Below are 20,899 nucleotides of genomic sequence, written 5' to 3'. Positions count from 1 at the left end.
TTTGAGGTTGTGGATAGAACTGACGAAGTCAGTAACATATATACGGCAAGGCGACGTTGACGTGGTTTGAATTTGATTTTCGAAGAGTATTAATACTAGGAAAAGGACAGTTAGAATCTTCTGTGTTATACTAGAGATATGTTAGATTTGAAAGAATACGGTATCGTCATGTGGCCGGATGAGAAGATTGTTTCTTTTCGTGAGAAACTTCTTACCTGGTATGATGAAAACAAAAGAGATTTACCCTGGCGTAGAAGTAAAAATCCTTATCATATCTGGGTCTCTGAAATTATGCTCCAGCAGACTAGGGTGGATACAGTTATCCCTTACTACGAACGATTCTTGGACTGGTTTCCAACAGTGGAAAGTTTGGCAACTGCTCCTGAAGAGCGTTTGTTGAAGGCTTGGGAGGGACTGGGATATTATTCTCGAGTTCGTAATATGCAGGCTGCAGCTCAGCAGATTATGACTGACTTTGGTGGCCAATTTCCAAACACCTATGAAGGAATTTCCAGTTTGAAAGGGATTGGCCCTTACACCGCAGGCGCGATTTCCAGTATTGCTTTTAACTTGCCTGAGCCGGCTGTAGATGGTAATGTTATGCGTGTTTTGGCCCGTCTGTTCGAAGTCAACCATGATATTGGGATTCCAAGTAATCGCAAAATTTTTCAGGTAATGATGGAAATCTTGATTGATCCGGATCGTCCTGGCGACTTTAACCAAGCTTTGATGGACTTGGGTTCAGATATTGAGGCGCCTGTAAATCCCAGACCAGAAGAAAGCCCAGTTAAGGACTTTAGTGCGGCATATCAGAATGGTACAATGGACCGTTATCCAATTAAGGCTCCCAAGAAAAAGCCTGTCCCAATTTATCTTAAAGTCTTGGTGGTCAAAAATACTCAGGGACAATTTTTACTTGAAAAAAATGAAAGTGAAAAGCTATTGGCAGGTTTTTGGCATTTCCCACTGATAGAAGTAGATGACTTTTCGGAAGAGGAGCAGTTTGATCTCTTCCATCAGGTTGCAGAAGACAATGTGAACTTTGGTCCCAGTCCAGAAGAGAGTTTCCAGCAGGACTATGACCTAGATGTTGATTGGCTTAATGTTTATTTTGAGACTGTCAAGCATGTCTTTAGTCATCGTAAATGGTATGTACAGATTGTAGCAGGTCAAGTGAGTGCCTTCCATGACTTTTCAGATAGGGAAGTTCGCTGGCTTTCACCAGAAGAGTTCAAGGATGTTCCACTTGCCAAACCCCAACAAAAAATCTGGCAGGCTTATGCACAAGCCAACTTAGACAGTAGCAAAGACTAGCTATTGTGTCTTCTTGCTATTTTTTTGGTATAATAGTAGAGAAAAAGGTGAACATATGAAAAAAATATTAATTGTAGATGATGAAAAACCAATCTCGGATATTATCAAGTTTAATATGACCAAGGAAGGTTACGAAGTTGTAACTGCTTTTAACGGTCGTGAAGCGCTAGAACAATTTGAAGCAGAGCAACCAGATATTATTATTTTGGATTTGATGCTTCCAGAAATTGATGGTTTAGAAGTTGCGAAGACTATTCGGAAGACTAGTAGTGTGCCTATTATCATGCTGTCAGCTAAGGATAGCGAATTTGATAAGGTTATCGGTTTGGAGCTTGGAGCGGATGACTATGTGACAAAACCCTTCTCAAATCGTGAGTTGCAGGCGCGTGTTAAAGCTCTTCTTCGTCGCACGGACTTGGCTTCTGTAGATAATCAAGAATCAGATGAAAATAAAACTCAACCCTTGCAAATTGGGGACTTGGAGATTGTTCCAGATGCCTATGTTGCTAAGAAATACGGTGAAGAACTAGACTTGACCCACCGTGAATTTGAACTCTTGTATCACTTGGCTTCTCATATCGGTCAAGTAATTACGCGTGAACACTTGCTTGAAACGGTCTGGGGGTATGATTATTTCGGAGATGTTCGAACAGTTGACGTAACCATCAGACGTTTGCGTGAGAAGATTGAAGATACACCAAGTCGTCCTGAATATATCCTAACACGTCGCGGTGTTGGTTATTATATGAGAAATAATGATTAAACTAATTAAAGATACAGTTTTAACCAGTGATTTTATCTTTATCCTCATTCTACTTGGCTTTATTTTAGTGGTGACCTTACTTTTGCTAGAAAATCGGCGGGATAATATTCGATTGAAGCAAATCAATCAAAAGGTAAAAGACCTGATTGCAGGAGATTATTCTCAGGTATTGGATATGCAGGGAAGCTCTGAAATTACCAATATTACCAATAATCTCAATGATTTATCAGAAGTAATTCGTTTAACCCAAGAAAATCTGGAACAAGAGAGTAAACGATTACATAGTATCCTATCTTACATGACAGATGGCGTCCTTGCGACCAATCGTCGTGGCAAGATTACCATGATTAATGACATGGCTAAGAAACAGTTAGGTGTTCAGAAAGAAGATGTTCTCAACAAAAGTATCCTAGAGTTGCTTAAGATTGAAGATGAGTATGAACTTCGTGATTTGATCACCCAAATTCCTGAGCTCATCATTGATTCCCAGGATGCTAATGGTGAGTATCTGAGCCTTCGTGTTCGCTTTGCCTTGATTCGTCGAGAGTCTGGCTTTATTTCAGGTTTGGTGGCTGTTTTGCACGATACGACTGAGCAGGAGAAGGAAGAACGCGAACGAAGACTCTTCGTATCCAATGTTAGCCATGAGTTACGTACACCCTTAACCAGTGTTAAATCCTATCTTGAAGCTTTGGATGAGGGAGCTTTGTGTGAAACCGTAGCACCAGACTTTATCAAGGTATCTCTAGATGAAACCAACCGTATGATGCGAATGGTGACGGATCTCCTCCATCTCTCACGGATTGATAATGCGACCAGTCACCTAGATGTGGAACTGATTAACTTTACTGCCTTTATTACCTTTATCCTCAACCGTTTTGATCAGATAAGAGGTCAGGATGAAGAGAAGAAATACGAACTGGTGAGAGATTACCCAATTACTTCAGTTTGGATTGAGATTGATACAGATAAGATGACACAGGTGATTGATAATATTCTCAACAATGCTATTAAGTATTCGCCAGATGGTGGAAAAATCACAGTGAGCATGAAAACAACGGATGATCAGATGATTTTATCCATCTCAGACCAAGGTTTGGGTATTCCAAAGCAGGATTTACCACGTATCTTTGACCGTTTCTATCGTGTGGATCGTGCTAGAAGTCGTGCCCAAGGTGGAACAGGATTGGGACTGTCTATTGCCAAAGAAATTATCAAACAACATGATGGTTTTATTTGGGCTAAAAGTGAATACGGTAAGGGTTCAACCTTTACCATTGTGCTCCCTTATGATAAGGATGCAGTGAAAGAAGAAGTATGGGAGGACGAAGTAGAAGACTAGAATGAGTGAAACAGGCTTTAAATACAGTATTTTAGCGTCGGGTTCCAGTGGAAATTCCTTTTATCTGGAAACCCCAAAAAAGAAACTTTTAGTGGATGCGGGCTTGTCGGGTAAGAAAATTACCAGCCTACTTGCTGAAATTAATCGCAAGCCAGAAGACTTGGATGCCATCTTGATTACCCATGAGCATTCAGATCATATCCATGGAGTAGGTGTTTTGGCTCGCAAGTATGGTATGGATTTGTACGCCAATGAAAAGACCTGGCAGGCTATGGAAAACAGTAAGTATCTTGGCAAGGTGGATTCTTCGCAAAAGCATATCTTTGAAATGGGCAAAACCAAAACATTTGGAGATATTGACATCGAGAGTTTTGGTGTAAGCCATGATGCAGTCGCACCGCAGTTCTATCGCTTTATGAAGGATGACAAGAGTTTTGTCCTTTTGACAGATACAGGTTATGTTAGTGACCGTATGGCAGGGATTGTCGAAAATGCGGATGGATATCTTATCGAGTCCAACCATGATGTGGAGATTTTGCGAGCGGGTTCTTACGCTTGGCGACTCAAACAACGAATCCTATCGGATCTGGGTCACCTTTCTAACGAGGACGGTGCTGAAGCTATGATTCGTACACTTGGGAATCGTACTAAGAAAATCTACCTTGGTCACTTGTCTAAGGAAAACAATATCAAGGAGCTGGCTCACATGACCATGGTCAACCAGTTAGCGCAAGCTGATTTGGGAGTCGGAGTAGACTTTAAGGTTTATGATACCTCACCAGATACCGCAACACCATTGACAGAGATATAGAAAGAACGCTGAGAAGGTGTTCTTTTTATATTGACTGAACACCTAAAAAGTAATACAATGGTGTTACCATTAAAAAAGGGAGCACAAAAGATGACTACTATTACATTAAAAGTTTCTGAAGCTGATAAAACATTTATGAAAGCAATGGCTAAGTTTGAAGGAGTTTCCCTGTCGGAACTTATCCGCACCAAAACTCTTGAAGCTCTAGAAGACGAATACGACGCTCGTGTGGCAGATTTAGCCTATCAAGAGTATTTAGACGACTTGGAAAAAGGAGTTGAACCCATTACTTGGGAAGAAATGATTCATGATTTAGGCTTGGAGGATGAATAATTTGTATAAATTAGTTCCAACAAGACGTTTCATCAAGCAATTGAAAAAATTGGACCGTTATACGCAGAAGCTAATTACAAACTATTTACAAACCAATGTTTTGGAAGACCCAAGACGACACGGAAAGGCTTTGGTTGGTAATCGTGTTGGTCAATGGCGCTATAGAATTGGTAATTATCGAGTTATCATACAAATTGTAGATGATGAATTAGTCGTTGCTACTCTAGAAGTTGGTCATCGGAGAGATATTTATTGAATTACTTTTTCAAGTAAATTTTCATTCTTTTAAATATGATATAATAGGGCTTACAATATAAGAAAGGTTGCCTTATGACGATAGATATTAGTGAAGAGCAGTGGGCTCTGGAGTCTTCAGACTTATTAAAAATTCTTTTAAAAGATCGAACGACAAAGAAAAACATAGTTTGGGCGACGCATTCTTATAACTTGTTAGGAAAAGGCTTTAGTCCTAGTGATAGTATTAGTCCAAGTAAGGTTACTGGAAACTATGCTAACTTGATTCAGCCCAGATCTGAAAAATCCAAGTATGAGCAAAAAGATCGTACAAAGATAAGGGCAGAAGTGTTTACACCAACTTGGTTGGTCGCAAAGCAAAATGGATATGTAGAATCGGAACTAGGCTCTTTAAGTCTTGAGGAGTATGTTGACCTAGGGTGGTTGGAGATAACTTGTGGTGAAGCACCTTATATGGTAACGAGATATGATACGGTAACTGGTGAGGAAATTCCATTATCTGAACGAGTTGGTTTTGTAGATAGAAAACTGCAACGAATTAGTCGTGAAGTTTCTGATGAAGTAACCTTTTATGACCTTGTAAAAAAAGCTTATCAAGCTTCTTATGGATATGAGTACCAAGGAGATTCTCTGCTTTTGGCGCGTGAAAATCTTTTGGCTACTTTTGAGGACTACTATCTGGCAAAGACTGGAAATCAACCGACCTTAGAGCAGACGAAAGAGATCGCAACCATCATCTCTTACAATGTCTTTCAGATGGATGGACTGAAAAAAACTAGTCCATACTCAGCTAAACAAAAGCAATCTCAACAATTGAGTTTGTTTGCGGATGAGCTAGAAATCCAAGAAGTAGAAGAATCTAAAACCCAAATCAAAGACTGGAAAAAGAATAGAATGATAGGTTTTGAGTGCCTATCTAGCGAGGAAAGTGAAATGAAATTTGATGTCGTGATAGGAAATCCGCCGTATCAGGAGGAGGCACAGGGAACAAGTACAAGTGATGACCCAGTATATCATTTGTTTATTGATGAAGCGAGTAAAATTTCAGATAAATCAATCTTAATTACACCAGCAAGATTTTTATTCAATGCTGGAAAAACACCGAAATCATGGAATAAAAAAATTCTTAGTAGCAAAAATTATAAGGTGTGTTATTATAAACAAAATAGTTCAGAAGTTTTTGTTGGAACTGATATAAAGGGTGGTGTAGCAATTACCTATTATGATGCTCAAAAAATGCAAGGACCTATAGGTACATTTACTCATTTTAAAGAACTTAATAGTATATTAAAAAAAGTTGAGAATAATTTTGACTTTAGATCAATAATGGAAATAATTTATACACAGTCAAAATTTGATTTGGAAAAACTCTATAAAGACTATCCTAATTATAAAAGTTTAATAGGCAGTAATGGTAAAGATAAGAGACTAAGAAAACCAATTCTAGGAAGACTTGATATTTTTTCTGAAGAAGAAACAGAGGATTGTTTTAAAATTTTAGGCAGATTAAACAATGAAAGAGTTTATCGATATATTCCCAAAAAATATATAGCTCCACATGAAAATCTTTTGAAATATAAAGTTCTAGTACCTGCTGCTAACGGCAGTGGGGCGATTGGGGAAGTCCTATCGACCCCACTCGTGGGTACCCCACTCGTGGGTTTCACAGATACTTTTATCTCTTTTGGTGCATTTGATACTGAAAATGAAGCTAAAGCTATGTTGAAATACATAAAGTCTAAATTTGCTCGAGCTATGTTAGGTATTTTAAAAATTACCCAAGATAATACTAAAGATAAATGGAAATATGTCCCCCTCCAAGACTTTACGGTCAATTCGGACATTGATTGGACACAATCAGTGGCTGATATTGACCGCCAGCTCTATCAAAAATATGACCTTTCCCCTGAAGAAATTGCCTTTATTGAGACTCATGTACGGGAGATGGATTGATGGTAGAAATTAAAACCTCTAAAGAAATTCATCCTAAAATCTATGCCTACACCACCCCTACGGTAACTAGCAATGAGGGATGGATTAAGATTGGTTATACAGAGCGTGATGTCACGCAACGAATTAAAGAACAAACGCATACTGCTCATATAGCTACAGATATCTTATGGACTGGAGATGCAGCTTATACGGAAGAACCTGATAAGGGTAAGGCTTTTAAGGACCATGATTTTCACCATTTCCTTTCTTTCCATGATGTGGAACGTCGTCCCAAGACGGAATGGTTCTATTTTAATGGAACTCCTGAAAAATCTAAAAATCTCTTCGATAAGTTTGTTCAGCATGATTTGTCAGGGTATCAGCCCGGCCAAGGACAGGACTACAATCTGCGACAAGAGCAAGAAGAAGCAGTTTCTAAAACATTAGCTTATTTCAAGAATCATCTAGGAGGTAAGTTCCTTTGGAATGCCAAGCCACGCTTTGGTAAAACCTTGTCAACCTATGACCTAGCTCGTCGAATGGATGCTGTCAATGTCCTGATTGTAACAAACAGACCTGCCATTGCCAACTCATGGTATGATGATTTTGAAAAATTCATAGCAGGTCAAACAACTTACAAGTTTGTTTCTGAATCGGATAGCCTTAAAAGTCGTCCAACCTTGTCACGAAAAGAATTTGTTGGTATTTTAGATGACGATGTAAGACAACTTGCTTTTATCAGTCTCCAAGACTTGAAAGGCTCTGCTTATCTTGGTGGAGAGCACGATAAACTCAAGTGGGTTACAGACCTTCATTGGGATTTGTTGGTTATTGATGAAGCTCACGAAGGAGTTGATACCTTCAAAACAGATCAAGCCTTTAATAAAATCCGTCGAAACTTTACCTTGCATCTATCAGGAACTCCATTTAAGGCATTAGCTAAGGGAGAATTTACCGAGGAGCAGATCTACAACTGGTCTTATGCTGATGAGCAGGCAGCTAAAACAACTTGGTCACCTGATCAAGAAGAAGAAAATCCATATGAGAGCTTGCCTCAGTTAAATCTCTTTACCTATCAGATGTCTCAGATGATTGGTGAGGAGTTAGAAAAAGGTGCTCAGCTCGATGGTGAAAATATTGACTATGCTTTTGACTTAAGTGAATTTTTCGCCACAGATGATAAAGGGAAATTTATCCATGAGCATGATGTCAAAAATTGGTTAGATACTCTATCAAGCAATGAAAAATATCCTTTTTCAACCAAAGAACTTCGAAATGAACTCAAGCATACTTTTTGGTTGTTAGAACGTGTAGCCTCAGCTAAAGCCTTAAAAGCATTACTAGAAGAACACCCAATCTATGAAAACTATGAGATTGTTCTAGCTGCTGGTGACGGACGCATGTCCGAAGAAAACGATAAAGTCAAACTCAAATCCTTGGACTTGGTTAGAAAAACGATAGCAGAGAATGACAAAACTATTACCCTATCCGTCGGTCAATTGACGACAGGAGTCACTATCCCTGAGTGGACAGGTGTATTGATGTTATCGAACTTGAAATCACCTGCACTTTATATGCAAGCTGCATTTCGTGCTCAGAACCCATATTCATGGACCGATAGTAAAGGAAATCATTTCCGCAAAGAAAGAGCCTATGTATTTGACTTTGCGCCAGAAAGAACCCTGATTCTCTTTGATGAGTTTGCCAACAACTTATCACTAGCAACCGCAGGAGGTGGTGGGACTTCTGCGACTCGTGAAGAAAACATCAGAGAATTACTAAATTTCTTCCCTGTCATAGCTGAAGATCGTGCTGGTAAGATGGTTGAAATTGATGCTAAGGCAGTTCTAACCATTCCTCGCCAGATAAAAGCTAGAGAAGTTCTTAAACGAGGCTTTATGTCCAATCTATTATTTGATAATATCAGCGGTATTTTCCAAGCTAGTCAAACAGTTCTAGACATTTTAAATGAGTTGCCAGTTGAAAAGGAAGGGAAGTTACAAACATCTTCTGAACTATTAGACTTTTCAGATGTTACAGTAGATGATGAGGGCAATGCAGTAGTAGACCATGAAATTGTAGTTAATCAGCAAATGCGACTTTTTGGTGAAAAAGTCTATGGACTTAGTCAATCTGTTACAGATTTGTTCACTAAGGATGAGGACAGAACTCAAAAACAGCTGGTTAATGATTTGAGCAAGACGGTTTCTTCAGTGATTGTAGAAGATTTGAAAGGTGAATACAACCTAAAAACTCGGGAAACTGAGCAAATTAAGAAGCAAATTACAGCAACATTTGAGAATGAAATTCGAAAAAATGATATCGAAAGAAAAATTTCTGAAGCTCATATCAAGGAAGAATTGCAACAACAAATCAAGGAAGCAGTTGATAAGGAGCAAAAGGATAAGATTCAAAAAGATTTTGATAAACGTTTTGAACAAAATAATCTCATTCACAAAGAAAAACTAGAGCAAACACTCAAAAAAGAAGTGGAAAAAATGCCTGAGAAGTTTATCGAACAGATTGAGATAAAACGTGTTGAGCAGTTGAAACAATCAGCTCAAGATGAGATTCGTGACCATCTTCGTGGATTTGCACGAACCATCCCAAGTTTTATTATGGCCTATGGTGATCAAACTCTAACACTTGATAATTTTGATACCTTTGTTCCTGAACATGTTTTTTATGAAGTAACAGGGATAACGATTGATCAATTTCATTATTTAAGAGATGGTGGGCAAGATTTTGCAGGAAATCTCTTTGATCGAGCAACATTCGATGAGGCCATTCAAGAATTTCTTCGCAAGAAAGAGGAGTTGGCGGATTATTTTAAAGATCAAAAAGAAGATATTTTTGATTATATTCCACCGCAGAAAACGAACCAGATTTTCACTCCTAAACGTGTGGTAACAAGAATGGTGGATGATTTGGAAAAGGAAAATCCAGGGATATTTGACGATCCATCTAAGACATTTATTGATTTGTACATGAAGTCAGGCCTCTATATTGCAGAATTGGTTAAGCGACTATATAATAGCAATGGTTTAAAAGATGCATTCCCAAATCCTGAAGAACGTTTAAAACATATCCTAGAAAATCAAGTTTATGGATTTGCCCCTTCAGAAATTATCTATAACATTTCCACTAATTTTATCTTTGGAAATCTCTCTCAAGATATCAGTAGAAAGAACTTTGTTCTAGAAGATACCATTCCAGCAGCTAAAGAAGGAAGAATCCAGGAGTTGGTTGATTCCTATTTTGAAAATAATTAAAAAAGAAGGCGAATGCCTTCTTTTTATATCTTTTACAATCCTGCGAAATCTTTGATTTCTTGTGCTGACATTGAAGAGTCGCAACGGACATTGATTTGTCCATCTGCAACGTGAACGAAGCCTGGTACAGTTGGGATTCCGTAGCGTGAGCGGAATGCTTGCAACTCATTGAGTTGGCTTGGTTCTTCACTGTTGATGAAGTAGATGTGAGCTTTAGTTTCAGCTACGACACCTGCCAAGGTAGCAGCAAATTTACGGCAGTAAGGGCAAGTTTTGCGACCGATAAAGAAGGTTGCAGTTTCCTTCTTATCAAGAGCTTCTTGCGCACGCAAAACTGTAGTGACTTCAAGGTCTTTGATGTTATCTAAAAATTGTTCCATGAGATTACCTCGCTTTCATTGATATGTCTAGTATGCCATAAAGTTTCTAAAATTGCTTAGATTTGATACGAAAAAAGATGAGATTGGTTTGTCTCATCTTTTATAGGTCTTTATTTTACAAAAGCATTGATTTCTGCTTCGATGTTAGCAATCTTAGCTTGTGATTCTTCGTTGGTTTTACCTACAACTGCAATGTAGAACTTGATTTTTGGTTCTGTCCCTGAAGGGCGAACAGCAATCCATGAACCGTCAGCAAGTGTGTATTTCAAAACATCACTTGGAGGAGTTGTCAAGTTTGTAACAGTACCGTCAGCAGCAGTAGCTGTTTGAGCCTTGAAGTCTTCTACGACAGTGATAGCTGTTGTGTTCCATTCTTTTGGAGCATTGTTACGGAATTTAGCCATAATTGCTTTGATTTGTTCAGCACCATCAACACCTGAAAGGGTAACAGAGATTGTCTTTTCTGCGTAGTAGCCGTATTCTTTGTAGATTTCTTCGATACCGTCAGCAAGTGTCAAACCACGAGAACGGTAGTAGGCAGCAAGTTCAGCAACGACAAGAACGGCTTGAATAGCGTCTTTATCACGTACGAAAGGTTTAATCAAGTAACCGAAGCTTTCTTCAAATCCCATCATGTATGTGTGATTGTGTTTTTCTTCGAATTCTTGGATTTTTTCAGCGATAAATTTGAAACCTGTCAAAACGTTGAACATGGTTGCGCCGTAGCTTTCAGCAATCTTCGTTACCAAGTCAGTTGATACGATAGATTTACATAGGGCTGCGTTTTCTGGAAGAGTTCCAGCGTTTTTGTGGGCTTCCAAGATGTATTTAGCCATGATAGCACCGATTTGGTTACCTGAAAGGTTGAGGTAGCTACCATCTTTTTGAAGAACTTCAACACCAACACGGTCAGCATCAGGGTCAGTTGCGACAAGAACGTCTGCACCAACTTGACGACCAAGTTCTTCAGCAAGTGCAAAGGCTGCTTGGCTTTCTGGGTTTGGAGATTTTACAGTTGAGAAGTCTGGGTCAGCAGTTGCTTGCGCTTCAACGACTTGAACTGAGTCAAATCCTGCTTGAGCAAGAGCACGACGAGCCAACATTTCTCCAGTACCATGAAGTGGTGTGTAAACAATCTTCATGTCTTTACCAAATTCTTCAATCAAGGCTGGGTTGATGTTCACATCTTTGACTTCTTTGAGGTATTCTACGTCAACAGCTTCGCCGATAACTTCAATCAAGCCAGAAGCTTTTTCAGCTTCGACATCAGCAACTTCAACAGCAAATGGGTTTTCGATTGCACGGATATAAGTAGTCAAAGCGTCCGCGTCGTGTGGAGGCATTTGTCCACCGTCTTCACCGTAAACCTTGTAACCGTTAAATGGTGCAGGGTTGTGGCTGGCTGTGACCATGATACCCGCAAAACAGTTGAGGTGACGAACTGCAAATGAGAGTTCTGGAGTTGGACGAAGGCTTTCAAATACATAAGATTTGATGCCGTGTTTAGCAAGAACTGCAGCAGATTCAAAGGCAAACTCTGGTGAGAAGTGACGGCTATCGTAGGCGATTGCGACACCACGTTCTTTTTCATTTCCACCTTTTGACTCAATCAAACGAGCCAAACCTTCAGTAGCTTGGCGAACAACGTAGATGTTGATGCGGTTTGTACCAGCACCAATCAAGCCACGCATACCTGCAGTACCAAATTCAAGATTTGTATAGAAGGCATCTTCCTTAGTTTTTTCGTCCATATTTTCCAAATCTTGACGAAGGTAGTCAGGAAGCTCCGCAAAATCAACCCATTTCTGGTAATTTTCTTGGTAAGACATTAAAATTCTCCTTTTTGTAAATTGTTTTAACCGTTCACATTATAGCACTTTTTAGCATTTTAGTAAAACGGTAGCATAATTTTCAGCAAAGTAGTGACATATGCCTGTTTATCAAGTCTTGAATGCCTTAGGGAAACATGCTATACTACTTGTATGATTATTTTACAAGCTAATAAAATTGAACGTTCTTTTGCAGGAGAGGTTCTTTTTGATAATATCAACCTGCAGGTTGATGAACGAGATCGGATTGCCCTTGTTGGGAAAAATGGAGCAGGTAAGTCTACTCTTTTGAAGATTTTAGTTGGAGAAGAGGAGCCAACTAGTGGAGAAATCAATAAGAAAAAAGATATTTCTCTGTCTTACCTAGCCCAAGATAGCCGTTTTGAGTCTGAAAATACCATCTACGATGAGATGCTTCATGTCTTTGATGATTTGCGTCGGACTGAGAAACAACTGCGTCAGATGGAGTTGGAGATGGGTGAAAAGTCTGGTGAGGACTTGAATAAGCTGATGTCAGATTATGACCGCTTATCTGAAAATTTTCGCCAAGCAGGCGGCTTTACCTATGAAGCTGATATTCGAGCGATTTTGAATGGTTTCAAGTTTGACGAGTCTATGTGGCAGATGAAAATAGCTGAACTTTCAGGTGGTCAAAATACTCGTCTGGCTCTTGCTAAAATGCTCCTTGAAAAGCCCAATCTCTTGGTATTGGACGAGCCAACCAACCACTTGGATATTGAAACTATCGCCTGGCTAGAGAATTACTTGGTAAACTATAGCGGTGCCCTCATTATTGTTAGCCATGACCGTTATTTCTTGGACAAGGTTGCGACAATTACGCTAGATTTGACCAAGCATTCTTTGGACCGCTATGTGGGCAATTATTCTCGCTTTGTCGAGTTGAAGGAGCAAAAACTAGCTACTGAGGCAAAAAACTATGAAAAGCAGCAGAAGGAAATCGCTGCTCTGGAAGACTTTGTCAATCGCAATCTAGTCCGAGCTTCAACGACTAAACGTGCCCAATCTCGCCGTAAACAACTAGAAAAAATGGACCGCTTAGACAAGCCGGAAGCTGGCAAGAAATCAGCCAATATGACCTTCCAGTCTGAAAAAACGTCTGGTAATGTTGTATTGACTGTTGAAAATGCGGCTATTGGCTATGATGGGGAAGTCCTGTCACAACCGATTAATCTAGACCTTCGTAAGATGAATGCTGTCGCCATCGTTGGTCCCAATGGTATTGGCAAGTCAACCTTTATCAAGTCTATTGTGGACCAGATTCCTTTTATCAAGGGTGAGAAGCGCTTTGGCGTCAATGTTGAGGTTGGTTACTATGACCAGACGCAAAGCAAGCTAACACCAAGTAATACTGTACTGGATGAACTTTGGAATGATTTTAAACTGACACCAGAAGTTGAAATCCGCAATCGCCTTGGTGCCTTCCTTTTCTCAGGAGATGATGTTAAAAAATCAGTCGGCATGCTGTCAGGTGGCGAAAAAGCTCGTTTGCTTTTAGCTAAATTGTCCATGGAAAACAACAACTTCTTGATTCTGGATGAGCCAACCAACCACTTGGATATTGATAGCAAGGAAGTGTTGGAAAATGCTTTGATTGACTTTGATGGAACTCTTCTATTCGTCAGCCATGACCGTTACTTTATCAATCGTGTGGCCACTCATGTACTGGAATTGTCAGAGAATGGCTCGACTCTTTACCTGGGAGATTACGACTATTATGTCGATAAAAAGGCTGAAATAGAAGTCAGTCAGATAGAGGAGGCTTCAACTAGCAATCAAGCAAAAGAAGCAAGTCCAGTCAATGACTATCAAGCTCAGAAAGAAAGTCAAAAAGAAGTTCGCAAACTCATGCGACAAATCGAAAGTCTAGAAGCTGAAATTGAAGAGTTAGAAAGTCAAAGCCAAGATATTTCTGAACAAATGTTGGAAACAAACGATGCCGACAAACTGATGGAATTACAGGCTGAGCTGGACAAAATCAGCCATCGTCAGGAAGAGGCTATGCTTGAGTGGGAAGAATTATCGGAGCAGGTGTAAGAAATGGAACATCTTGGAAAGGTATTTCGTGAATTTCGAACAAGTGGGAAGTACTCCTTGAAAGAGGCGGCAGGTGAGTCCTGTTCAACTTCTCAGTTATCTCGCTTTGAGCTTGGGGAGTCTGACCTAGCGGTCTCACGTTTCTTTGAGATTTTGGATAACATTCATGTCACAATCGAAAATTTCATGGATAAGGCAAGAAAATTTCACTATCATGAACATGTTGCCATGATGGGACAAATTGTACCCCTTTACTACTCAAATGATATTGCAGGTTTTCAACAACTTCAAAATGAACAGCTCAAGAAAGCGAAGAGTTCGACCAATCCCCTCTATTTTGAGCTGAATTGGATTCTGCTACAAGGTCTGATTTGTCAAAGAGATGCTAGTTACACGATGAAGCAGAGTGATTTGGAAAAGGTAGCGGATTATCTTTTTCAAACAGAAGAATGGACTATGTATGAGTTGATTCTTTTCGGTAACCTCTATAGTTTCTACGATGTGGACTATGTAACTCGGATTGGTAGAGAAGTTATGGAGAGGGAGGAATTTTACCAAGAGATCGGTCGCCATAAGAGATTGGTTTTGATTTTGGCCCTCAATTGTTACCAGCATTGTTTAGAGCATGCTTCTTTTGATAATGCTAGCTATTTCGAGGCTTATACAGATAAGATTATTGGTAAAAATATTAGTCTGTATGAACGGAATATTTTACATTACCTAAAAGGCTTTGCCTTGTACCAAAAAGGACAGTGTAAAGAAGGCTGTAAGCAGATGAAAGAGGCCATGCGTATTTTTGACCTACTAGGTCTTCCAGAGCAAGTAGCCTACTATCAGGAACATTATGAAAAATTTGTAAAAGATTAATTTTCCCAAATAAGGGAAAAATAAAGAGACTCTTTTCAGTTTTGATACAATAGTTTCAAAATTTGAGAGGAGTTTTTTATATGAATCGACATGCAATCCAGTTGATTAGCCGTGGAGCTGTTGACAAGATAGGGAATATGCTCTATGATTATGGAAATAATGTCTGGTTGGCTTCCATGGGGACTATCGGACAGACAGTTTTAGGAATGTATCAGATTTCTGAACTCGTCACATCTATTCTCGTAAATCCTTTTGGCGGAGTCGTTTCAGACCGTTTTTCTCGTCGTAAGATTTTAATGGCGACAGACCTTGTTTGTGGGATTCTTTGTCTGGCTATTTCTTTTATAAGGAATGACAGCTGGATGATTGGTGCTTTGATTGGGGCTAATATTGTGCAGGCGATTGCCTTTGCATTTTCTAGACCAGCAAATAAGGCCATTATAACTGAGGTTGTAGAGAAAGACGAGATTGTGACCTATAATGCTCGCTTAGAGCTCGTTTTGCAGGTTGTAGGTGTTAGCTCTCCTGTTCTTTCCTTCCTTGTTTTACAGTTTGCAAGTCTTCGCATTACCTTGGTATTAGATGCCCTTAGTTTTTTCCTCGCTTTTGTCTTGGTAGCCTTGCTTCCAAAGAAAGAAGAGAAGACTTTGGGTGAGAAGAAACTTACATTCAAAGTTATTTGTGCTGATATCAAGGAGGGAGTTCACTATATTGTGAAGCAAAGGGAAATCTTCTTTTTACTAGTCATGGCTTCAAGTGTCAATTTTTTCTTTGCAGCTTTTAATTACCTCCTTCCCTTTTCAAATCAGCTCTATGGAATTCAAGGTGCCTATGCTACTATTTTAACAATGGGTGCTATTGGGTCTATTGTTGGGGCGCTGCTAGCGAGTAAGATTAAAGCCAGTATGGAAATGCTTTTATTTTTATTGGCACTGACTGGACTTGGAGTGATGATAATGGGATTTACCCTCCCCTCCTATCTTGCTTTTTCAGGAAATTTCATTTGTGAATTATTTATGACGATTTTTAATATTCACTTCTTTACACAGGTACAGACCAAGATTGATGGAGAATATCTGGGTAGGGTATTGAGTACCATTTTTACACTGGCAATTCTCTTTATGCCGATTGCGAAAGGTTTGATGACCTTTCTTCCAAGTGTCCATCTTTATTCTTTCTTGATTATTGGACTTGGAGTTGTAGCCTTATCCTTCTTAGCTCTAGGCTATGTACGAACTCATTTTGAAAAAGAGACATAAGTTTGCTTGGACTTCAAAAATAATTCCAATCTAAGTGTTTTTTCCGCCCTTCTCGTTTGTGAGGAGGGCTTAGTTTATGGTAAAATGGTTTTATGAATAAAAGAATGAATGAGTTAGTCGCCTTGCTCAATCGCTATGCGACTGAGTACTATACCAGCGATAATCCATCGGTTTCAGACAGTGAGTATGATCGCCTTTACAGAGAGTTGGTTGAGTTAGAAACTGCCTATCCAGATCAAGTGTTAGCAGATAGTCCGACCCATCGTGTTGGTGGCAAGGTTTTAGATGGTTTTGAAAAATATAGTCATCAGTATCCTCTTTATAGTTTGCAGGATGCTTTTTCACGTGAGGAGCTTGAAGCTTTTGATGCGCGTGTTCGTAAAGAAGTGGCTCATCCAACCTATATTTGTGAGCTGAAAATCGATGGTTTGTCTATCTCGCTGACTTATGAAAAGGGGATTTTAGTCGTTGGTGCAACACGTGGAGACGGTTCTGTTGGGGAGAATATCACGGAAAACCTCAAGCGTGTTAAGGATATTCCTTTGACCTTGCCAGAAGAACTAGATATCACAGTTCGTGGGGAATGTTACATGCCCCGTGCTTCTTTTGACCAGGTTAACCAAGCTCGTCAAGAAAATGGAGAGCCTGAATTTGCCAATCCTCGTAATGCGGCGGCAGGAACCCTTCGGCAGTTAGATACAGCAGTAGTTGCCAAGCGCAACCTTGCAACGTTCCTCTATCAAGAAGCCAGCCCTTCAACTCGTGACAGCCAAGAAAAGGTTTTGAAGCACCTAGAACAACTTGGTTTTGTGGTCAATCCTAAGCGAATCTTGGCTGAAAACATAGATGAAATCTGGAATTTTATTCAAGAAGTAGGACAGGAACGAGACAGTCTTCCCTATGATATCGATGGGGTGGTGATCAAGGTAAACGACCTAGCAGGTCAAGAAGAACTTGGCTTTACCGTTAAGGCTCCAAAGTGGGCAGTAGCCTACAAGTTCCCAGCTGAAGAAAAAGAAGCCCAATTACTCTCAGTTGATTGGACAGTTGGCCGTACGGGTGTTGTAACCCCAACTGCGAATCTAACACCAGTACAACTAGCTGGAACAACTGTTAGCCGTGCAACTCTGCACAATGTGGATTATATTGCTGAAAAAGATATCCGCAAAGACGACACGGTCATCGTCTATAAGGCCGGGGACATCATCCCTGCAGTTTTACGTGTGGTAGAGTCCAAACGGATTTCTGAAGAAAAACTAGATATCCCTACAAACTGTCCAAGTTGTGACTCTGACTTGTTGCACTTTGAAGATGAAGTGGCTCTGCGTTGTATCAATCCACGTTGCCCTGCCCAAATCATGGAAGGTTTGATTCATTTTGCTTCTCGTGATGCCATGAATATTACAGGCCTTGGTCCATCTATTGTTGAGAAGCTTTTTGCTGCCAATCTAGTCAAGGATGTAGCGGATATTTACCGTTTGCAAGAGGAAGATTTCCTCCTTTTAGAGGGGGTTAAGGAAAAGTCTGCTGGTAAACTCTATCATGCTATTCAAGCATCAAAGGAAAACTCTGCTGAAAAACTCTTGTTTGGTTTGGGAATTCGCCATGTCGGAAGCAAGGCCAGTCAGCTCTTACTCCAACATTTCCATTCAATTGAAAATCTGGCTCAGGCAGATCCAGAGGAAGTGGCTAGTATTGAAAGTCTGGGTGGTGTGATTGCCAAGAGTCTTCAGACTTACTTTGCTACAGAAGGCTCTGAAATTCTCCTCAGAGAATTGAGAGAAGCTGGGGTCAATCTGGACTATAAAGGTCAGACGGTAGTAGCGGATGCAGCCTTGTCAGGCTTGACCGTGGTATTGACTGGAAAATTAGAACGTCTCAAGCGCTCAGAAGCTAAAAGTAAACTCGAAAGTCTAGGTGCCAAGGTAACAGGTAGTGTTTCTAAAAAGACCGACCTTGTTGTTGCAGGTGCAGACGCTGGAAGTAAACTGCAAAAAGCACAAGAACTTGGTATCGAGGTTCGAGATGAAGCTTGGCTAGAAAGTCTGTAATGATAGTTTGAAACCAGAGTTTAGACAGTATAACTAGTTTGTCAATCGGGACAAAATCGGTCAAGAATTTATTAGTGAAACAGAAACAAATTAAAAAAGGAAAAGGAAAAATAAAAATGTATAACTACCCTATGCGCATTCATTACCATCGCAAGAATGGTGAATACGACACTTGCTCTTTTGTAAAGAGTAAGGATCAACGAATTGATTTGCTAACCTACAAAGAAGATTATTTTGGAGCCTTATTTAGCTTTGAACACCCAAGCATTCATCCCTTAGAAAGTTTGAATTTTGTGGTTCATACCGGCCAAACCAGTAAAGAGTATGCTATCCGTTTTAATCACTATCCCCTCTTAACAGAGGTCTGGATTTTGGAAGGTGATGATAGAATTTATTATTCTGAAAATCCTGCTATTGCCAGTCCTTTCTATAAAAATCAAAATCCTTTTGCCTTTGACAAGGCTATCAATAGCGCTAGTTTCGACCACCACTGGGGCTACCAAGGTGAATTGGGGTGCCGTGTAGAGGACAATCAGGCTCATTTTGCTCTCTGGGCTCCAACAGCGACAGAAGTGCAGGTTGTCGTTTATGAATCAGCTACTAATGGTGCACCAGTTTGGAAAACTTTTGATATGGAGAGAGGAAATAGCTACTCTTATAATCATAAGGACAATACAATCGGTGTCTGGAGTTTGGATGTTGAGGAAGATTTGACTGGTAAAGCTTATCAGTATCAAGTCCAATTTCCTCACCACCAAACACTGACACGCGATCCTTACACCATCGCGACCAGTCCTGATGGCAAACGTTCAGCTATCCTGAGCCATGAAGAAAAGCAAGTTGAAAATTTCGAGGTTAAGCATGGTTCTGAGGCTACTTGGCGTTTGAAAAATCCATGTAAGGCAGTTATTTGTGAAATGCACATTCGTGATTTGACCAAATCACCGACCTCAGGTGTGGATGAACATCTTCGCGGAACTTTCTTAGGTGCTGCACAGACTGGAACAGTTAACCAGTACGGCCAAGCAACTGCTTTTGATTACATCAAGAAGATAGGCTACAATTATGTTCAGTTGCAACCAATTGCAGACCGTCACAAAGAATATGATGCGGATGGGAATGTAACCTACAACTGGGGTTATGATCCACAAAACTATAACGCGCCAGAAACTAGTTTTTCAACTAATCCAGACGACCCAGCTCAGGTTATTCGTGATTTGAAGACCATGGTTCAAGCTTACCACGATGCGGGTATTGGTGTTATTATGGATGTGGTCTATAACCATACCTTCTCAGTTGTTGATGCACCTTTCCAAACAACTGTCCCTGATTACTATTATCGTATGAATCCAGACGGTACCTTCCAGAATGGAACAGGCGTTGGAAATGAAACAGCCAGTGAACACGAAATGTTCCGCAAGTATATGATTGATTCTCTTCTATACTGGGTTCAGGAATACAATATTGACGGCTTCCGTTTTGACTTAATGGGGATTCATGATGTCAAGACTATGCAGATGATTCGTCAAAGCTTAGATGAAATCGACCCTAACATTATCCTCTATGGAGAAGGTTGGGACATGGGAACAGGTCTTGCCCCTTATGATAAGGCTAAGAAAGACAACGCCTACGAAATGCCAAATATTGGTTTCTTTAATGACAATCAGCGTGATGCTGTCAAAGGTGGAGAAGTTTATGGTGCTATCAAGTCAGGTTTTGTCAGCGGTGCTGCGACAGAGCCAATTCTTGCCAAAGCAATCCTAGGCAGTCGTGAATTAGGAACCTATACACATCCAAATCAAGTACTTAACTATGTGGAAGCCCATGACAATTACAATCTCCACGATTTATTGGCAACTCTTCATCCAGACCAAAGTTCAGAACAAATCATGCGCAAGGTTGAGACAGCCACAGCTATGAACCTACTCATGCAAGGGATGTCCTTTATGGAAATCGGTCAAGAATTTGGTCGTACCAAACTGGTTGCGACAGGTGAGAATGGTGAGTTGACTCATGATGATAGAGAGCGTGCTATGAATAGCTATAATGCTCCAGACAGTGTGAACCAAGTGAACTGGAACTTGATTAATGAGCGTCAAGATAGTATTGAGTTTATCCGTCAGATGATTCGATTGAAGACAGGAACCGGTGCCTTCTCTTACCCTACTTATGATGAAATTTACCATCATGTTTTTATTCATTCAGCAAATGAACATAGTGGTTTGATTGTCTATGAGATTCAAGGGGAAGACCATTTACTGGTTGTATTTAATGCTAAAGGGCAAGACTTCCAGTTTGAAAATGCTGGAAATCTAGAACTATTGGTGACCAATAGCCATTTAAGTGATAAAGACATGGTTGGTGGCGTCAGTGCCAGCGTCTTTAAAGTCTTGTAGAAAAAATCAAAAGTTTTCAATTGTGTCGTATAATTTCTAG

At 40.0% G+C, this 20,899-nt stretch carries 15 protein-coding genes; 13 read left to right on the top strand and 2 right to left on the bottom strand.

The genetic code is table 11. From position 1 onward, the window contains the following. Positions 1-138: 138 nt before the first annotated feature. The 8 genes from mutY to ADI58_RS01030 all read left to right on the top strand — a co-directional run bounded on the left by mutY (position 139) and on the right by ADI58_RS01030 (position 10,022). Entirely contained in the window at positions 139-1,314 is a 1,176-nt protein-coding gene (gene mutY, locus ADI58_RS01065) for an A/G-specific adenine glycosylase (protein ID WP_049521136.1), read from the top strand. Positions 1,315-1,369: 55 nt separating this feature from the next. Beyond that, positions 1,370-2,077 (top strand): response regulator YycF, encoded by a 708-nt coding sequence (yycF, locus tag ADI58_RS01060; protein ID WP_000722071.1) that lies wholly within the window; start codon positions 1,370-1,372, stop codon positions 2,075-2,077. Beyond that, positions 2,070-3,419, top strand: coding sequence for a cell wall metabolism sensor histidine kinase VicK (vicK, locus tag ADI58_RS01055; protein ID WP_049521135.1), 1,350 nt, complete (start codon positions 2,070-2,072; stop codon positions 3,417-3,419). The genes yycF and vicK overlap by 8 nt, the downstream gene beginning before the upstream one ends. Position 3,420: 1 nt before the next feature. Beyond that, the gene (locus tag ADI58_RS01050) at positions 3,421-4,230 is read left to right on the top strand and encodes an MBL fold metallo-hydrolase (RefSeq protein ID WP_000004962.1); all 810 of its coding nucleotides are present in this window, start codon (positions 3,421-3,423) and stop codon (positions 4,228-4,230) included. A gap of 90 nt (positions 4,231-4,320) precedes the next feature. Then, positions 4,321-4,563 (top strand): type II toxin-antitoxin system RelB family antitoxin, encoded by a 243-nt coding sequence (relB, locus tag ADI58_RS01045; RefSeq protein WP_049521138.1) that lies wholly within the window; start codon positions 4,321-4,323, stop codon positions 4,561-4,563. Position 4,564: 1 nt separating this feature from the next. Then, a complete protein-coding gene (locus ADI58_RS01040; RefSeq protein ID WP_049521137.1) occupies positions 4,565-4,819 on the top strand; it encodes a type II toxin-antitoxin system RelE family toxin in 255 nt (84 codons plus the stop codon). Positions 4,820-4,893: 74 nt separating this feature from the next. Further along, positions 4,894-6,771, top strand: a complete 1,878-nt coding sequence (locus tag ADI58_RS01035) for an Eco57I restriction-modification methylase domain-containing protein (RefSeq protein ID WP_049521134.1) — start codon at positions 4,894-4,896, stop codon at positions 6,769-6,771. Then, positions 6,768-10,022, top strand: a complete 3,255-nt coding sequence (locus tag ADI58_RS01030) for a DEAD/DEAH box helicase family protein (protein ID WP_049521133.1) — start codon at positions 6,768-6,770, stop codon at positions 10,020-10,022. The genes ADI58_RS01035 and ADI58_RS01030 overlap by 4 nt, the downstream gene beginning before the upstream one ends. Positions 10,023-10,054: 32 nt before the next feature. Here ADI58_RS01030 and ADI58_RS01025 read toward each other — a convergent pair whose 3' ends face one another. Beyond that, complete coding sequence (locus ADI58_RS01025; protein WP_049521132.1) at positions 10,055-10,402, bottom strand: DUF6568 family protein; 348 nt, start codon at positions 10,400-10,402, stop codon at positions 10,055-10,057. Between the two features lie 110 nt (positions 10,403-10,512). Continuing rightward, positions 10,513-12,231 (bottom strand): phospho-sugar mutase, encoded by a 1,719-nt coding sequence (locus tag ADI58_RS01020; RefSeq protein WP_049521131.1) that lies wholly within the window; start codon positions 12,229-12,231, stop codon positions 10,513-10,515. 153 nt (positions 12,232-12,384) lie between these two features. Here ADI58_RS01020 and ADI58_RS01015 point away from each other — a divergent pair, with 153 nt between their 5' ends. The 5 genes from ADI58_RS01015 (at position 12,385) to pulA (ending at position 20,859) form a co-directional block, all read left to right on the top strand. After that, positions 12,385-14,286: an ABC-F family ATP-binding cassette domain-containing protein gene (locus tag ADI58_RS01015; RefSeq protein ID WP_049521130.1), complete on the top strand. Its 1,902-nt coding sequence runs from the start codon at positions 12,385-12,387 to the stop codon at positions 14,284-14,286. Between the two features lie 3 nt (positions 14,287-14,289). Further along, a complete protein-coding gene (locus ADI58_RS01010) occupies positions 14,290-15,153 on the top strand; it encodes an Rgg family transcriptional regulator (protein WP_049521129.1) in 864 nt (287 codons plus the stop codon). A gap of 80 nt (positions 15,154-15,233) precedes the next feature. After that, positions 15,234-16,412, top strand: coding sequence for an MFS transporter (locus tag ADI58_RS01005; RefSeq protein WP_049521128.1), 1,179 nt, complete (start codon positions 15,234-15,236; stop codon positions 16,410-16,412). Positions 16,413-16,504: 92 nt separating this feature from the next. Then, the gene (gene ligA, locus ADI58_RS01000) at positions 16,505-18,463 is read left to right on the top strand and encodes an NAD-dependent DNA ligase LigA (RefSeq protein ID WP_049521127.1); all 1,959 of its coding nucleotides are present in this window, start codon (positions 16,505-16,507) and stop codon (positions 18,461-18,463) included. Between the two features lie 116 nt (positions 18,464-18,579). Then, positions 18,580-20,859, top strand: a complete 2,280-nt coding sequence (gene pulA / locus ADI58_RS00995) for a type I pullulanase (RefSeq protein WP_049521126.1) — start codon at positions 18,580-18,582, stop codon at positions 20,857-20,859. The last annotated feature ends 40 nt before the right edge of the window (positions 20,860-20,899 follow it).

It is taken from the genome of Streptococcus mitis (assembly GCF_001074635.1).
GTDB classification, from domain to species: Bacteria; Bacillota; Bacilli; order Lactobacillales; family Streptococcaceae; genus Streptococcus; species Streptococcus mitis_E.
Note: the sequence above shows the minus strand (reverse complement) of the source record. Positions and strands in the feature narration are given on the sequence as shown.

Excerpts from the sequence above, each read along its gene's own strand:
- ADI58_RS01005 (WP_049521128.1), top strand. The coding sequence starts at position 15,234 with ATGAATCGACATGCAATCCAGTTGATTAGCCGTGGAGCTGTTGACAAG.
- ADI58_RS01050 (WP_000004962.1), top strand. The coding sequence starts at position 3,421 with ATGAGTGAAACAGGCTTTAAATACAGTATTTTAGCGTCGGGTTCCAGT.
- ligA (WP_049521127.1), top strand. The coding sequence starts at position 16,505 with ATGAATAAAAGAATGAATGAGTTAGTCGCCTTGCTCAATCGCTATGCG.
- ADI58_RS01015 (WP_049521130.1), top strand. The coding sequence starts at position 12,385 with ATGATTATTTTACAAGCTAATAAAATTGAACGTTCTTTTGCAGGAGAG.
- relB (WP_049521138.1), top strand. The coding sequence starts at position 4,321 with ATGACTACTATTACATTAAAAGTTTCTGAAGCTGATAAAACATTTATG.
- pulA (WP_049521126.1), top strand. The coding sequence starts at position 18,580 with ATGTATAACTACCCTATGCGCATTCATTACCATCGCAAGAATGGTGAA.
- ADI58_RS01025 (WP_049521132.1), bottom strand. The coding sequence starts at position 10,402 with ATGGAACAATTTTTAGATAACATCAAAGACCTTGAAGTCACTACAGTT.
- ADI58_RS01010 (WP_049521129.1), top strand. The coding sequence starts at position 14,290 with ATGGAACATCTTGGAAAGGTATTTCGTGAATTTCGAACAAGTGGGAAG.
- yycF (WP_000722071.1), top strand. The coding sequence starts at position 1,370 with ATGAAAAAAATATTAATTGTAGATGATGAAAAACCAATCTCGGATATT.
- vicK (WP_049521135.1), top strand. The coding sequence starts at position 2,070 with ATGATTAAACTAATTAAAGATACAGTTTTAACCAGTGATTTTATCTTT.
- ADI58_RS01035 (WP_049521134.1), top strand. The coding sequence starts at position 4,894 with ATGACGATAGATATTAGTGAAGAGCAGTGGGCTCTGGAGTCTTCAGAC.
- mutY (WP_049521136.1), top strand. The coding sequence starts at position 139 with ATGTTAGATTTGAAAGAATACGGTATCGTCATGTGGCCGGATGAGAAG.
- ADI58_RS01020 (WP_049521131.1), bottom strand. The coding sequence starts at position 12,231 with ATGTCTTACCAAGAAAATTACCAGAAATGGGTTGATTTTGCGGAGCTT.